We start from the raw sequence: 15476 nt of genomic DNA on the forward strand, positions 1-15476 counted from the left end.
ATCAGGAGCCCAACGGGTTACCCTTCTGGCCAGAGAGAATGGTAGCTAATCATTCCCTCTTGAGAGACACAAGGAGCGCAATTCATTGCGCGATCAGCAATGATAGAGCCACCAAAGACTATCGCCCGACAAGCCGGGCTCCTACAAGAGCTGGATGCATAGAGCATGGTTTCTTGGGAGCTCAATTCATTGAGCGATCTTAAAGGATCGGGCCACCAAGCTGATTAGCGGCCTTCTCAACGTTGTTGTATCTTCAGAAACCAAACGTTCTTCCACAAAGTGTCTCAGCCTAAATAGTGATCGAGACTTTTTAGCGCTTTTTGTATCACGCGGCAGCCATTAGACGCCTGCTGCTGAGTGATAAGTTCTTCCGAGCAGTGGCTTCTCCCTTCGTGACAAGGAACAAACAGCATGCCAGTCGGGGCAATTTGTGCCATATAGACAGCGTCATGTCCGGCGCCGCTAGTCAATCTCATGGAATCCAAACCGCAGGCTTGGGCGGCCTCCCATATTTTTGACTGAACGAGCTCTGCACAAGGAGTCGGAAGCCCCTCACTGAGTGGCTTTGCGATAATCTCAAGACCAAGGGTTGAGGCATTGCGCTTTGCTTGGTCGAGGATAGGCGGAAAGAAGTTTTGGAGCAGATGAGCATTATTACTTCGTACTTCCAGTACCATCTCAACTTGCTCTGGAATCGCGTTGGTCGCGTTGGGAGAAACGTTCAAGCGACCCACTGTCGCAACCAGATAATGATCTCCGGCGCTCTGACGCTGCGCTTCTTGCTGGATCGCTTTGATCAAACCCGCTGCTTCCGCGAGTGCATCACGACGTAGCTCCATTGGCGTGGTGCCAGCATGATCGGCCTGACCCAAAACCTCAATATCGTAGCGATGAATACCGACGATATCGCTTACTACACCAATGGGCACATGGTTTTCTTCCAGTACGCGTCCCTGCTCGATGTGTAGTTCCAAAAAAGCAGCAACATCACCCTGCTGCCGCAAAGGCGTAACCAAAGCATCCGGGTTACCCCCCATACGACGGATAGCATCGCCTAAACGCTCACCGCCCGGCTCTCGAAAATTGAGCATCTCGCCTGTCAGAGCACCCACCATTCCACGGCTACCGACGCACGAGATGCCATATTCACTTGGTTCTTCGGATAGAAAATCGATAACCTGGACATCATGCCGTAACGGTTCACCCATTTCCTTCAGGCTCTGCACCGCTTCTAGGCCGGCGAGAACGCCAAGGATTCCATCATAGCGCCCTCCGCTGGGCACCGTATCAATATGGCTGCCAATGACTAACGGCGCTAACGAAGGTTCGCTACCTGGCAGAGTGCCAATCAAGTTACCCGCATCATCCAATCGAGTCGTAAGCCCAGCAGCATGCATAGCCCGCTTGAGCCAGTCGCGCCCCTCCTGATAGCGTTCTGTGAACGCTCGACGCGTCCAAGGCCGCTCAGGATCGGTAATCGTCGATAATGCCTCAAGGTTCTGCCATAGACGTTTGGCGTTAATGGTCGTGATGATGTCCTTATCCATGTGTCATCCAACCCCCCAAGGTGTCGAAGAACTCTAGGCACTGAGTAAGTTGATCAATCTCAATGAACTCGTCAGGTTTATGAGCTTGGCGGATCGAGCCTGGTCCAATGATCACGGATGGAATGCCGCCATCAATCTCAAACACCCCGCCTTCAGAGCCATAAGAGACCTTACCGCCACGCGGCGGCAGAATCGGCTCTATAAGTTTAAATAGCTCGCTGCCCGTGGCATCGTCCATGGCAGGATAAGAGAAACGCTCCTGCCACTCGATGCCCGCTACTGTCGAGGCATTGCGCATTTCTGGCAGCAAAGTGGCTTCCACCTCGTCAATTAAGGCCCGCATATCGCCCCAAGCAGCCTGCTGATCGATACTACGAAGCTCGAAAACAAACTCACAGGTGTCAGGCGTTACGTTGGTCGCGACACCACCGTTGATCAAAGTGGCCAACGCAGTCGCATGGGGTACGCTAAAGTCATGGTCGAAAGGTCCCTCACGCTCATATCGTCGTGATCGGTCACTGATCATGGCGATAATACGTGACGCATACTCCACGGCATTGACGTGCTGTGGCGCAAAAGAAGAATGCCCCCCTTCTCCTCGCACCGTGACCTGCATGGCAATCTTTCCCTTCTGGCCATTAACAAGGTGCATTTCGCTAGGTTCGCCAATGATGGCCAGACCAGGCGGGACTTCCAGCCCGGCCAAGTGTTTCGCGATCGCCGGAGCCCCTATACAACCCACTTCCTCATCGTGGGAAAAACAGAAATAGAAGGGGCGCTGCAAGGGGCCTTGTATCAGTGCGGGTGCCGCTGCCATTACGCAAGCTGCGAAGCCTTTCATGTCGCAACTGCCACGTCCAAATAGCCGACTTCCCCGCTGCTCCAGGTGAAACGGATCGCTCGTCCAGCGCTCAGGGTTAGCCGGTACGACATCGGTGTGCCCAGACAGCACAATACCAGGCACATCTTTAGGACCAATGCAGGCGATCAGATTGGCTTTCTCACCGCTCTTGTCATAAAGCACCGTGGTCTCCATCCCTAACTCGTCAAAGTAGCGCTTCAAGTACGCAATGATCTCGAGATTTGAATGGGCGCTGGTCGTATCGAAGCCAATTAGATCCTCAAGATGGGAAACGGCAGTAGCAAGCCGAGGATGATCTTGGAGCTGAGCGCTGCTGGCGTGCATAACGTCTAATCCTTTTGAAAGTGAATAAGGTGTCAGGCCTTGGCTTTCTTAAGCTGCTGGCGAATAGTGATCACAATCACGAACACCGCTAGCGAGGCGAACAACCAGGTGATAGGCGATGAAACCAGAATGCTCGGGTCACCTCGGGAGATGGCAAGGGCACGGCGGAGGTTTTCCTCCAACATTGGCCCCAGGATGAAGGCGATCAGAAACGGGGCTGCGGGGATCGCGAACAAGAACATGAAGAAACCGAACACCCCCATGGCCAGCAACACGATCACGTCGTACATGCTGTTGGAAATCGAGAAGATGCCAAATAGGCACAGAACCAAGACGATGGGTGCCATTAGGCCAGGCGGAATCCGCGAAATGTGCGAGAAAAAGCGCATGGTAGCCTTACCAGCACCAAACAGCAGGACTGACGAGAACAGCATGCCGATAAACAGCATGTAGACTTCGTGAAGGTTGGTCTCGAACAACATGGGGCCTGGTGTCATTCCGTGAATCATAAAAGCACCAAGCATGACCCCGGTGATCACATCACCTGGCACACCAAGCGCCAAAAGCGGGATCATCGTCGAACCGCAACAGCCATTGTTGGCTGACTCAGAAGCCGCAATGCCCTCGACCTCACCCTTACCAAAGTTTTCGCCGTTCCTGGAGCTACGCTGGGCCTCACCGTAGGACGAAAACGCCGCCGCTGACGGCCCAATACCCGGTATTGCCCCCATGATCACACCGATCATGCTTCCTTTAAGCATCGACTTCAGAGAACGGCGAAACTCTTCGCGGGTAACGCGGTTGTCGCCAAGCTGCATGGCCTTTTGAGTCTCAGTATTACGAAACACCACTATTTTAAGCAGCTCAGGAATCGCAAACAGACCGATTAACACCGGCGCCACAGCCAGTCCGCCGCGCATGTCCATGGTAAGGTCGAAACGGAAGGAGCCGTACATGTCCTCACCGACGGTTGCCAACAAGAGTCCCAGGCAAGCAGATACCAGCCCCAGAATAAGCGAGCGACCCGAAACCCCGGACACCGTCGTCAGTGCGAATACCATCAGCATAAAGTATTCGGGCGGCCCGATTCGCAGTGCAAGGAGGGCAAGTGGTGCCGCAATAAAGATCAACGAGATATTGGAAATGAAGTCACCTGTGCACGACGAGTAAAGCGCCATGTTGAGGGCCTTCCCCGCCTTACCCTGGCGGGCTAGCGGATAGCCATCCAGGGTTGTGCAAGCTGCCGACGCAGTACCAGGGGTTTTGATGAGAATCGCTGACACCGAACCGCCGTAAGTCGATCCCTTATAGAGTGCGACCAGCAGTAGGATGCTGGGGATGGGCTGCATATAAAAGGTAAACGGCAGCGCAAGCGTTACGGCCATGGTGCCAGTCATGCCAGGAATGGCGCCGATGATCACGCCGCCCCAGATACCCGCGGCCATGATCAGGAAATTTTCGATCGTTGCGACTGCCTGAAAGGCAATCAACAGGTCATTGAGCATGGTGATGGTTCCTGTAGTGCGCGGTGCGTCAGAAGCCTAAAGCTTTGAGCAAAGTGCCGGCAGGGAAGCGCGTATTGAGCGCGCTGGAGAAGAATAGGTGGAGTAAAAGCGGTAGCCCCACGGCAACGCTCAACGATATCCATTTATGGTGCCAATAGCCTGTCAACACGAGCACTGCAGCCAGTAGCAGGATGCAGGCTAGAAGAAAGCCAAGCAGTTCAACAGCAACCACGAATAGCGTGAAGGCCAGCACTGCCAAACCGAAACGTGCCATCAACTTACCCAATGGCGTATCACCACGGATCTCGCTGGCCGCCTCAGGGTCGGCGATTGCCTCGGTTTTCTTAGATAGCGACAGTCCAAGCAATAGCAAGCCGAGCAACATTCCAAGAATTGAGACCGCCCTTGGCCACATATCAGGGGGTGGTGCAAATCCAGGAATGAAATTGGGGCGGGGCACATAGATAGGGATTAGCACAAACAACACTAACCCAAACAGCATCGTTACGATCACGCCGCGTGTAATACCCATATGCCCCCCCCCAATGCTTGTTATCGCCTCATAAGTCGGATGACTTACGTCTGTCACTGATCACTCCAGGTAGCCAAATTCTTCAGCAAGACCGCGATAGAACTCATACTGCTCTTCGGCATAAGTCGCCATATCGACGCTACCGATCGTTGAGATCGATCCACGGTCATCAGCACGGCTCAGCCAAGTGTCACTCTCAGCGACCTCTGCCAATACGCCGTCCCAAGTCGTCACGACCTCTTCGGGCAGGTTGGGCGGACCGTACAGAGCGCTCCAGCCGACGACTTGTCCGGCCAGTTCATAGCCAAGCTCTTCAGCGGTGGGGACATCAGGCAACGAGTCCATGCGCTCCGGTGCGTAAACCATCAGGGGACGCATATCGCCGCTTTCAATGTGCGGCATCAGTGACCCAGCAGCGATCGCCAAGAAATCAACATGCCCACCGAGTAGCGCAGTTGCCAAAGCACCACCGCCACGGAATGGCACCAGCGTCGCGGCAGAAAGCGGATCCATTCCCGCGTCAGAAAGTAGTGTCTGCACGGTAAAGCCATCAATAGCGGTCGCGCCTGAAGCCGCATAGGCCATAGCACCTGGATTGCTTTCGACTCCCTCAAGCAACTCCTCGACGCTTTCATAGGGAGAATCCTCGGCTACCGCCAGAATCATCGGCGTGGCTTCTAGAGAACCAAGAAAAGTGTACTCGTCCCAATCGACGCTGCTGTTCTCGTTCACGGCGGGTGACAGCGCCATACCCACTCGAGCCAGCAACAGGGTATAACCATCGGGTTCAGACTCCGAGACCGCACGGGCACCAGTCATCCCCCCAGCGCCGGACTGGTTTGACACTGTGATTGGCTCGCCAAGGAACTCCCGAGCGGATTCAGCCAACGCTCGACCAGCAAGGTCAGAGGCACCGCCAGGGCCATAGGGAACAACCAGCGTCACGGCTTCGGACGGATAGCTTTGCGCATGGGCCGTACACGTCACCATTAGACCCACTGCTGCGAGGTTCAATATGCGTTTCATTCCTGTCTCCTTGATTATTTTTGCTTGCGCTACGTCTGGGCACTCAGTGCTACACGCCAAACGAACAGACTCAGCATAGACAGGTATGAAAATAATTGCAATAAACTGTCTCAGCATGCATTTTAGTACTAGCAAGACTACAAAACTGCATGCCAGACGATGTTGTAGGATGTAAATATGAAGGGGAAAGGCACGCTAAAGACTCAGGGCTCTTTGGGTTTAATTGGGGAAAAAGCCGACACCGTCAATGTATATACCTGGCTAAAAGCCTCGAGGAGGAGAAATGAAACTTAAAGAAATTGAAGCCTTCGATGCTTTTATGAAGCATGGCACGACTAAAGCCGCCGCCGATGCATTGGCAATCAGCCAATCGATGGTAAGCCGCCTCCTCAGCGGATTAGAGGAAGAAGTTGGTTTTGTTCTGTTCAAGCGAACACGTAACCAGATTGAACCAACCGCCGAGGCCTTCGCCTTCCATGACTCAGCACTTCGGTTGATATCGAGCATACGCGACACTCAAAAAGATGCTGAAGCCATCGCCAACAATCAAGTCGGTAACGTCGTGATCGCTGCACAACCGATCTTTTGCGATACATTTCTGCTTGATGTGATTAAACGTTTCAAAGAGCGACACCCCAAAGTCGGGGTTCGCCTGATCGATGTAGGAATGCAGGAACTACTCAAGATGATCGATAATAACACCTGCGATATGGCGCTAGGCATTACCCTTGAAGCCGATACCTATGGCGCCAGCGTGACTAGCTTAGCGCGCTGTTCTGCCCGCTGTATCATGCACCGAAAACATCCGCTGGCTGCGCTCGACACCGTGCCAATTACCAGCTTACAGAACCAGACCTTTATTGAACTAATGCCTGATAGCCCACTGCGGTCACGGGTCGACTACATCATGCAAACCATTGATATAAAGAGGAACATTGCAGCAGAAATTCGTCCTATGCGCGGCGTCTGTGCACTGGTCGATCGAGGGGTAGGCATTGCCGTCGTTGACCCCATTGCTGAACTATTACTGCCAGGTACTGATGTCGTCTCCAAACCTCTTGACCCAACAATAGAATGGGAAATTGCCCTTCTAAAATCTAAACGCAGACCGCTAAGTAACGTATCCGCAGCCTTTTACGATGAACTAGAAAAAGAAATTGCCAACTTAATAAATATGGGCATCATGCAGGAAAGACGACACGTTTAAATAAATAGAGATCAGCCATGATCGAGCCACCGAAGGCTATCGTCCGACGAAGTCTGGCTCCTGCAGTAGTTGGGAGAATCCTCAAAACTATGTGGGTGCGAGGTTCGTAAGAGCCCAATTCATTGGGCGATCAGGAAGGATCAAGCCACCAATGCGATCCCCCGGAGAAGCCTTGTATCGACAAAGACCGGAAGACCCATGGTAGCCAGTTCTTGACTAAAGAGGCCTTATAAAGGCCTCTTCAGTCCACATCACAACGTTCACTACAGCGTGTTTTTACAGCGTGTTTTTATAAAAGGCACCGTCTTTCATGATGAGCATCAGTTGTTCATCCGGCTGGGTGAGCACATTGATGTCATCCAATGGATTATCCTTGAGAATAATAATATCCCCGCGTGCGCCTGGAATAATCTCGCCAAAATCGCCAACATAATCAAAGGCATCAGCGGCATTGCAGGTGGCGGTACGGATCAACTCATCGGTTGGCACCACATCCTTGCGCAGATGAAATTCATTGAGCTGATGACGCTGCATTCGGCCCAGCAAGTCCGTGCCGAATAGCATCTTGACGCCATGGCGTTGTGCCATTTCCAGCGCCTTACCGCCCGCATCAAGAACATCAAACACCTTACGCTGCAAGTGCTCCGCCATACCGGCCTCCACGCCTTCCTTGGCCAGGGCATCATAGGTGGCAAGCGTCGGCGTCAGGTAGGCGTCGTGCTTGATGAACAAACGGCAGCTCTCTTCATCCATCAGGTTCCCGTGCTCAATGGTTTTGACGCCCCGGGGAATCAGCCGGTTGATGGCGCGAGCCGTGTAGGCATGGGCCATGGTATGGATATTGGCAGCCGTTGCTTCCTCGACGATAGCGTCGATTTCCTCGATGGAAAACTGGGTGCTATCGATACGATCCGTGGGCGATGAAACGCCGCCGGACGCCATGATCTTGATCTGGGTGGCGCCCTTGCGGATCTCGTCCCGGGCAGCACGGCGCACTTCGCTGACACCGTCGCAAACCCGGCCCAGGCCAGAGCAACAGAAGCAGCCTTCGAAGGTTTGCTGCCCCGGCCCACGCATATCAGCATGACCACCTGTCTGGGAAAGGGCATTGCCAGCGTACATGATGCGCGGCCCCACCAAAGCCCCTTCATCGACCGCCTTCGCCAGGCCGTAATCGGCACCACCGGCATCGCGCACGGTGGTAAAGCCACGCATCAGCATATCTTCAAGCAGCTCACTCGACTTGGCGCCGACATAAAACGGCGAAAGCGTTTCAAGCAAGGCGAAATTGGGCGTGATGGCCGTCACATGAACATGAGAATCAACCAGGCCCGGCATCAGGAAGTGCCCACGGACATCGACGATCTGGTCATCGTCGCCCTCTAAGGGGGATTCACTAACCGCAACGATACGGCCGTCTTGTACACGCACCTGCTGGTTGGCAAGTACTTTCCCGTTACGCGTATCAATAACGTTGGCATTAATAAAACGAGTCGATTTCATTGGAATTCCTTTTGATAGAGCGAGCGTTAAAACATTTTTTGTGGGAGATAAAGTGACAGTGCCGGGATCAGCACGATCAGTAACAGAGCGATAACGTCCATGACGATGAACCAGCTTACGCCTCTGAAAACTTCCGAAAGAGTGACGCTTTTACCCAGCGCGCCCTTGATGACATACACATTCAGCCCGATAGGCGGCGTCACCAGCCCCACCTCAAGCAGCTTGACGACGATAATCCCGAACCAGATCAAGTTGAGATCGGCGCCTTCGACCAATGGCAGGATCAACGGCAGCGTGAGAAGCAACAGGCCGATGGAGTCAATGAACATACCCAACACCAGATAGATCAGCGCGACGGCGAGAATGATCCACCACGTCTCGGTGCTGACCCCCAGAATCAGTTCGGAGAAGGCAGCAGGCACCCCACTCATGGCGAGAAAGCGGGTGAAAAACAGCGAGCCAATCAGGATAATGAAGATACTCGCAGTGCTTACCGCCGTGCTGACCAGCGCCTCCTTGATCGCCTCCATGGTAAGGGACCGTCGAGCAAAGGCGATGACGGCCGCGATGGTAGTGCCCACAGCGCCAGCTTCCGTAGGCGAGAAAACACCCAGAAAAATCCCGCCCAGCACAGAGCCGATCAGAAGAGGTAACGGCCAGATATCTTTAAAGGCATCCCATTTCTCGTCCCAGGTGGAACGCACATCAACGTCGCCGGCCAAGCTCGGGTTAAGCTTGGTCCGTACCATGATCATGGCGATATAGAGCAGCGCCGAGAGCACCCCCGGAATAAAACCGGCCATGAACAGCTGGCCCACCGAAACCTGAGCGTAAACACCATAGAGCACCAGCAGCACACTGGGAGGAATCAGCGAGCCCAGGGTGCCTGACGCCGCCACCGTACCTGTAGCCAGCCCTTTGTCGTAGTGGTGCTTGAGCATCTCGGGGACGGCAATGCGCGACATGGCCGCCGACGTCGCAACGCTGGAGCCAGAGGCAGCAGCAAAGAAGGCAGATGCCATCACACTGGAGACGGCCAAACCACCAGGCAACCGAGCCAGATAAAGCCGCATGGCATGGAAGAGCCCCTGGGTCATGCGGGTGCTGGTACACAAATAGCCCATGAACAGGAACATGGGCGCGGCCGTCAGTTCCCAGGTGCCCGCAAAGTCGAACGGCGTGGCAGAAATCATGCCCCAGGCCACCCGCATGTTGGTCAATTCACTGATGCCGATGATCGACACAAGTCCCAGGGCGATGCCAATGGGCACACGCAGGGCGATCAGGGCCAAGGCGATGGCAATACCTGCCACGCCTATTTCGATATTACTCATGGGGGTACTCCTACAGGGCTCGGCGTAGACGCAGCGCCTTGATCATATTGGCGATGATGGCCAGGCACATGGCGGCAAAGCCAACCGGTAACGCCCAGCGGCTAGGCCAAAGATAGAACTGGAAATTCGCCATGGCAGTTTCCAGTCGTATTGTGGCCTCTAAAGCATCGAGGAAGCTCTTGTAGCAAAGCATGCCGAAATAGATCAGGCCGAGCGAACTGGCAAACAGGTAAAGCACTAGCTGCAAGGAAGGAGGGAGTCTTCCGGCCAGTACATCGACACTGATGTGCTCCTGCTGGAGCTCGACATAGGCCAGCGGCAGGAAGACCACCGCGACCATGTAATAGAAAGAAACAAATTCCAGCGTCCCCGCGAACGACTTTCCGAACACGTATCGAAGCGCTACGTCCAGCGAGACATGCAACGCCATCAGTATCAAGAAGAGCGTTGCCAGCACCAGGGCGCTTTTGGCAAACCAGTAGCTCAGAGACTCGAAGCACTTGATGATCATGCGGGCTCACTCCTCGTCGAATCTGAGGCAGAAAAACCCAGTTTCAGAAGCGTCTCTTTCCAGAAAACCAGCATATCCCTGTAGAGCTCAGGGTCATCACGCCATATGCTCTGAGCCCCCATGCCTCGCATCATGCACAGGGTGGCATTAAGAGCGACCCGGTTCTGATGCGATGTGTGTTCCGAGCTGGAGACTAACTGCTCCCAGATTTTCTCCAAGGAGTCATTGAACCTTGCGGCAAGCGGCACCAGTGCACTCATGATGTCGGGATCGGTCCGCGCATTGGTGAGGAACTCCAGGGTCACCATGTACATGTCCCCCTTGAAATGCTCATGCAAGGCTTTCAACAGGCTATCGAAGTTCATCCTGCCTTCGCTGACGCCTATCGCCATTTCCCGGACGCTTTCAACCTCACGGTTGAGCAAATCCTCGAGCGCGGCCTGCATCAACAACGTTTTAGACGGGTAGTGATGAACCAAAGCGCCTCGAGAAACACCGGCCTGACGCGCGACATCAACGGTAGAGGTCGCACGAATCCCCTTGGCAAGAATGCATTCAATCGTTGCCTGCGTGACCCGGGTCTGGGTTTGGTGTGAGCGTTCTTCCTGGTTCTGTCGCTTTGTCATGGCGAACCCTTCCCTATCTCGGCCATGGCCGCCTCGTTGAGGCGGCCTTGCGGCTTAAGCATTAATAAATACCGTAGTCTGCAGGAAGTTTGTCGAAGATTTCTTCCATGGCCAATTCCGCTAACGCCTCTTCGTCTTCGCGGTCAACCTCACTGATCAAGGCTTCCCACTTGTCATAGGTGGCCAGGAAATCATCGATCAGCGCTTCCGGGTCTTCGACGCCGTATTGATCACGGGCCTTGTCATAGACGTTTTCCAGCGCTTCATCGCGGAACGTTTCCACCGACGCCATCAGGTCGTCTTCAGGCTCGTAAATATTGTTGCCGTTTGCTTCGGCCTCTTCCATGGCGGTTTCAGCCGCGCCGATGTATTGAACCACCATGCGCGTCATGGCCTTGGCGCTTGCTTCCTTGAAGACCTCACGCTGCTCATCGCTAAGGTCGGCCCAGAAACCCGCGTTGAAGCCCCACTGAGGGCCGGACCAATACATACCGGTAGGCAAAAGAGTGGTGTGTTCGGCGACCTCCCACAGCGAGCGATCCACCAGATCATTGACCGCATTGGTCGCACAATCCAGTGACCCGCGGTCGAGCCCGCTGTACATCTCGCTGGAAGGCACGTTGACCGGCGTGCCCCCTGCTTCCTCGACCCATGCAGACACCGTGGAACCGGCCGTGCGGATGCGCTTGCCACTCAGCTCTTCAAGGTTGCGAACGGGTTCACGACACATCAACACATAAGGCGGGGTGTTGTAGGCGCCCAGGTAGACGATACCCAATTCTTCCCACTCGGCAAGTTGCGTGGGATTGTTCAAACTGAAGTCGGTAACAGCCAGAACACTGATCAACGGATCCGAATAGTTGAACCCCAGTTCCTGCACGGCATTGGCTACCGGCATTTCGGAAGGCGTGTAAATAGCCGCATGGTGAGCGACTTGAGCAATATTGTCCTGGATCCCTTGCAGGCTGGCACGGGGGGCTAGCAGCACCGTCCCGGTATACACCTCGGGTTGAAGTTCACCATCGGAAAGCTCTTTGACCGTCTCAGCCCACTCGATGTAACCATAGCGAGAGAAAGGGTGCTGCTGGTCATAGAAGGAATTGGCAATGAAGGAAGTCGATGCTTGTGCTGAAGCTACGTAGGCAGGAAGCGCCAGAGCGGCGACGACGAGCGGTAGCGTATTGCGAGTAACGTTCATACAGTTTCCCCGGCCGAGTTAATCGACAGTTTGTTGCTATTATCTTGCTGTATATAAGGCGGCACCTAGCGGATTGGCGAGTGCACGATATTCAATGTAGACTTCAAGAAACAAAAAAACAAGCAGGTCTGTTTGTTTTATAGTGGCCTGCCGTTTTGAGAAAGGTTACGCGATGACATCAAAGGAAAACCCGACTCGACTCGATAGAGCGGGCACCTGGAAAGGGATACGCCTGATGCTGCCGCTGGCGGCTTTCACGGTGGCGTTTGGCTTGGCGTTTGGCGTTGCGGCCGTGCACCAGGGGCTCGCCGATTGGGAAGCGATGCTGATGAGCCTTTTTGTGTTTGCCGCACCGTCGCAGTTTGCAGCCCTGGAGTTGTGGCACTCCCCCCTGCCCTTGCTGGCGTTAGCCGCGATCACCCTGGCCATCCATACCCGGCATATGCTGATGAGTGCAGCACTCTACCCCTGGCTCAAGCCCTTGCCGCGCCGTCAGCAATTCGCCATGGTGATCCTGCTCACCGACTCGAACTGGGCCATGGCCCTGGGGGAATATCACCGGGGGGAGCGTAACCTGGGCGTTCTGCTGGGGGGAGGGATCGCGCTATGGAGCGCTTGGGTGGTAGGGACCGCCATCGGGCTGGTATTTGGTGGCGGCATCACCGAGCCAGAACGGTTCGGTCTTGACGTGATCATGCTCTGCTTTCTACTCATGATCGTGGTAGGAGGAAAGCCCCGGGCCATCATGGCCGTCCCCTGGCTGGCGGCCGCCATCAGCGCGCTCATGGCGTACTGGTGGCTCCCCCCCTATCTGCACGTCATGGTAGGCGCCCTGACGGGGGGAGTGATCGCCGTGCTGTTGCCCGGGCGCTGGTTCAGGGAAACGAGCTCATGAGTTCGCTGCAGGTCTGGCAATCGTTATTGGCGATCTCATTAATGGCCCTGATCGCCTACGGCTCCAGGGTCCTGGGGCTGTTGATCATGGCAACGGTGCCTTTAAGCCCCCTGGTACGGCGCTTCGTCGATGCCATGTCAAGTTCAGTGCTGATTGCCGTGATAACGCCCATGATCGTGCATGGAGACGGAGGCGCGCGGCTTGCAGCCGTTGCAGCCGGGGCGGTAGCGATCGGCCTGCGAAGCCCCCTGGTATCAATCGCGGTAGGGATAACCTGCGCGGCATCCTGGCGGTGGTGGTTTTCCTGAAAGTAAATGGCAAAACCTAGTGGGCACCTGCCCTCCCCCCAGCCAATAGGCTAGACATTGGTCTACCCTCCATTGATTTGCCCATGACGGACGACTAGTGTTCATTAATGTTGACGTTAACATTCGAGAGATATCAGCACTCACCCGCTGTACAAATGTTTGTCTAACGTCAAGTTGCTTTAACGACAAAAGACAATTAAAGGAGAGAATTTGATGGCTAATGAATTGGAAGGAAAAGTAGCCGCCGTTACAGGCGCGGCGTCGGGAATAGGGCTTGCGACGGTAAAAGCGATGATTGCATCAGGCGCTCGCGTTGTACTGGTTGACCGCGACCAGGCCGCACTGAAAGCAATCTGTGAGGAATTGGGCGATGCGGCGATTCCGCTGGTCATGGATTTGCTCGATCCCAAGGACTGCGCAACGCTGCTGTCACAAATCCTGGAGAAAGCCGGCCAACTCGATATCTTCCACGCCAATGCGGGTAGCTATATCGGGGGTGACTTGCTTGACGCTGACCCAGATGCCATTGACCGCATGGTGAGCCTCAATGTCAGCGTCGTGATGAAGAACGTCCAGAACGTCTTGCCACACATGATTGAACGCGGAACGGGCGACATCATGGTGACAAGTTCGGTCGCTGGGCACTTCCCCGTCCATTGGGAGCCGGTCTACGCCTCCTCCAAATGGGCCATGAACAATTTCGTTCAGACCGTGCGTCGCCAAGTCCTGAAACATGGCATCCGGGTGGCTTCGGTGTCACCGGGTCCTGTCAACAGTGCCTTGCTGGCTGACTGGCCAGAAGAAAACCTGCGCAAGGCGAAAGAGTCAGGCAGCATTATTGAGCCCACAGATGTATCTGATGCTGTCATGTACATGCTGACTCGCCCTCGCAATGTCACCATTCGTGACATGGTGGTCCTGCCCAGCAATTTCGATATGTAAAGTAAACCTCGGAGAGAGTCATCAGGCGCTAGTAGACATTGGTCTGAGTTCTATTGCTTTGTCATCAGGACTCTTCTAGCTTTTCAATGTTGACGTTAACATTTCAATAAATGTCAGCTTTCTCGCATCATTAAATGCCACAACAGCAATGCCACAACAAAAACCTTGGAGCCAACCATGAAAATTAATGATATCGCAGCCCCCTTTCGCAAGACGGCCATCGTCGCCGCCTGCGCCACCGTTTTGACAGCGGGAACCGCAACGGCCGATGAGCATAACCTCAAGATCGGCATGTCTTTTCAGGAGCTTAACAACGAATACTTCGTGACCATGCAAGAGGCGCTCGAGAGCGCCGCGGAGAGCATTGGCGCCGAAGTGATCACCACCGATGCCCGCCACGATGTCTCCAAGCAGGTCAGCGATGTCGAGGATATGATCCAGCAAGACATTGATATCCTGCTGCTCAATCCCGCCGACTCGGTCGGTGTTGAAACGGCGGTGCTGGCCGCAGAGGAAGCAGGCGTCACCACCGTTGCCATTGACGCTCAGGCCGAGGGTCCCGTGGACGGCTTCGTGGGGTCAAAGAACTACGACGCCGGTTATAAAGCCTGCGACTACCTGGCCCAGGAACTCGGCGGAGAAGGTCAGGTGGCGCTACTGGATGGCATTCCGGTCGTGCCTATCCTTGAACGTATCGAAGGCTGCAACGATGCGCTTGCGGAATACGATGGCATTGAAGTCGTCGACAAGCAGAATGGTCGCCAGGAGCGTACCCACGCCATGTCCGTGACCGAGAACATGATTCAGGCCAACCCCGAGCTCGACGGCCTGTTCAGCGTCAACGACATCGGCTCCCTGGGTGCCCTGATCGCCATCAACTCCAGTGGCAAGGATATCAAACTGGTGAGCGTTGACGGTCACCCCGAAGCCGTTGCCGAAATTCAGAAAGACGACTCGCAGTTCATCGCCACCTCGGCACAATACCCCGCCGACATGGTGCGTGTGGGCCTGGGCCTGGCGCTGGCCAAGCATTGGGGCGCTGAAACCGCACCCGCAGAAATCCCCATCGACGTCGAGCTGATTGACCGAGATAAAGCCGCCGATTTCAGCTGGTAACCCTGATACCACTGACGCTGACAACGTGTGCCGCCGCCAG

At 54.8% G+C, this 15476-nt stretch carries 15 protein-coding genes; 5 read left to right on the forward strand and 10 right to left on the reverse strand.

The window, feature by feature from the left end:
• Nucleotides 1–284 precede the first annotated feature (284 nt).
• The 5 genes from R3F64_RS18655 to R3F64_RS18675 are packed head-to-tail and all read right to left on the reverse strand — an operon-like array spanning nucleotide 285 to nucleotide 5796.
• Nucleotides 285–1547 carry a Zn-dependent hydrolase gene (locus R3F64_RS18655; RefSeq protein WP_332613072.1) on the reverse strand — a complete coding sequence of 421 codons (1263 nt, stop codon included), beginning with the start codon at nucleotides 1545–1547 and terminating at the stop codon, nucleotides 285–287.
• A complete protein-coding gene (argE, locus tag R3F64_RS18660) occupies nucleotides 1540–2733 on the reverse strand; it encodes an acetylornithine deacetylase (protein WP_199284965.1) in 1194 nt (397 codons plus the stop codon). The genes R3F64_RS18655 and argE overlap by 8 nt, the downstream gene beginning before the upstream one ends.
• Nucleotides 2734–2765: 32 nt before the next feature.
• Nucleotides 2766–4238: a tripartite tricarboxylate transporter permease gene (locus R3F64_RS18665; protein WP_199284964.1), complete on the reverse strand. Its 1473-nt coding sequence runs from the start codon at nucleotides 4236–4238 to the stop codon at nucleotides 2766–2768.
• 28 nt (nucleotides 4239–4266) lie between these two features.
• The gene (locus R3F64_RS18670; RefSeq protein ID WP_332613075.1) at nucleotides 4267–4827 is read right to left on the reverse strand and encodes a tripartite tricarboxylate transporter TctB family protein; all 561 of its coding nucleotides are present in this window, start codon (nucleotides 4825–4827) and stop codon (nucleotides 4267–4269) included.
• A gap of 3 nt (nucleotides 4828–4830) precedes the next feature.
• Nucleotides 4831–5796: a Bug family tripartite tricarboxylate transporter substrate binding protein gene (locus R3F64_RS18675; protein WP_199284962.1), complete on the reverse strand. Its 966-nt coding sequence runs from the start codon at nucleotides 5794–5796 to the stop codon at nucleotides 4831–4833.
• 283 nt (nucleotides 5797–6079) lie between these two features.
• Between R3F64_RS18675 and R3F64_RS18680 the strand changes: the two genes are divergently transcribed.
• On the forward strand, nucleotides 6080–7003 hold the full coding sequence (locus tag R3F64_RS18680; protein WP_199284961.1) for a LysR family transcriptional regulator: 924 nt from the start codon (nucleotides 6080–6082) through the stop codon (nucleotides 7001–7003).
• A 276-nt stretch (nucleotides 7004–7279) separates the two neighbouring features.
• Here the strand turns inward: R3F64_RS18680 and R3F64_RS18685 are convergent, their stop codons facing one another.
• The 5 genes from R3F64_RS18685 to R3F64_RS18705 form a co-directional block, all read right to left on the reverse strand.
• Complete coding sequence (locus tag R3F64_RS18685) at nucleotides 7280–8506, reverse strand: metal-dependent hydrolase family protein (protein ID WP_332613078.1); 1227 nt, start codon at nucleotides 8504–8506, stop codon at nucleotides 7280–7282.
• 26 nt (nucleotides 8507–8532) lie between these two features.
• Entirely contained in the window at nucleotides 8533–9840 is a 1308-nt protein-coding gene (locus R3F64_RS18690; protein ID WP_085918917.1) for a TRAP transporter large permease, read from the reverse strand.
• Between the two features lie 10 nt (nucleotides 9841–9850).
• Nucleotides 9851–10351: a TRAP transporter small permease gene (locus R3F64_RS18695; protein ID WP_332613081.1), complete on the reverse strand. Its 501-nt coding sequence runs from the start codon at nucleotides 10349–10351 to the stop codon at nucleotides 9851–9853.
• Complete coding sequence (locus tag R3F64_RS18700; RefSeq protein ID WP_199284959.1) at nucleotides 10348–10977, reverse strand: TetR/AcrR family transcriptional regulator; 630 nt, start codon at nucleotides 10975–10977, stop codon at nucleotides 10348–10350. The genes R3F64_RS18695 and R3F64_RS18700 overlap by 4 nt, the downstream gene beginning before the upstream one ends.
• A gap of 61 nt (nucleotides 10978–11038) precedes the next feature.
• A complete protein-coding gene (locus R3F64_RS18705) occupies nucleotides 11039–12175 on the reverse strand; it encodes a C4-dicarboxylate TRAP transporter substrate-binding protein (protein ID WP_332613083.1) in 1137 nt (378 codons plus the stop codon).
• A 172-nt stretch (nucleotides 12176–12347) separates the two neighbouring features.
• Here R3F64_RS18705 and R3F64_RS18710 point away from each other — a divergent pair, with 172 nt between their 5' ends.
• The 4 genes from R3F64_RS18710 (at nucleotide 12348) to R3F64_RS18725 (ending at nucleotide 15436) form a co-directional block, all read left to right on the forward strand.
• A complete protein-coding gene (locus tag R3F64_RS18710) occupies nucleotides 12348–13070 on the forward strand; it encodes an AzlC family ABC transporter permease (protein WP_332613085.1) in 723 nt (240 codons plus the stop codon).
• Nucleotides 13067–13378: an AzlD family protein gene (locus R3F64_RS18715; RefSeq protein ID WP_085918921.1), complete on the forward strand. Its 312-nt coding sequence runs from the start codon at nucleotides 13067–13069 to the stop codon at nucleotides 13376–13378. The genes R3F64_RS18710 and R3F64_RS18715 overlap by 4 nt, the downstream gene beginning before the upstream one ends.
• A 213-nt stretch (nucleotides 13379–13591) precedes the next feature.
• A complete protein-coding gene (locus tag R3F64_RS18720; protein ID WP_199284956.1) occupies nucleotides 13592–14320 on the forward strand; it encodes an SDR family oxidoreductase in 729 nt (242 codons plus the stop codon).
• A 177-nt stretch (nucleotides 14321–14497) separates the two neighbouring features.
• Nucleotides 14498–15436, forward strand: coding sequence for an ABC transporter substrate-binding protein (locus R3F64_RS18725; protein ID WP_332613087.1), 939 nt, complete (start codon nucleotides 14498–14500; stop codon nucleotides 15434–15436).
• The last annotated feature ends 40 nt before the right edge of the window (nucleotides 15437–15476 follow it).

The organism is Halomonas sp. 5021, from assembly GCF_036663435.1.
Lineage (GTDB): Bacteria > Pseudomonadota > Gammaproteobacteria > Pseudomonadales > Halomonadaceae > Vreelandella > Vreelandella janggokensis.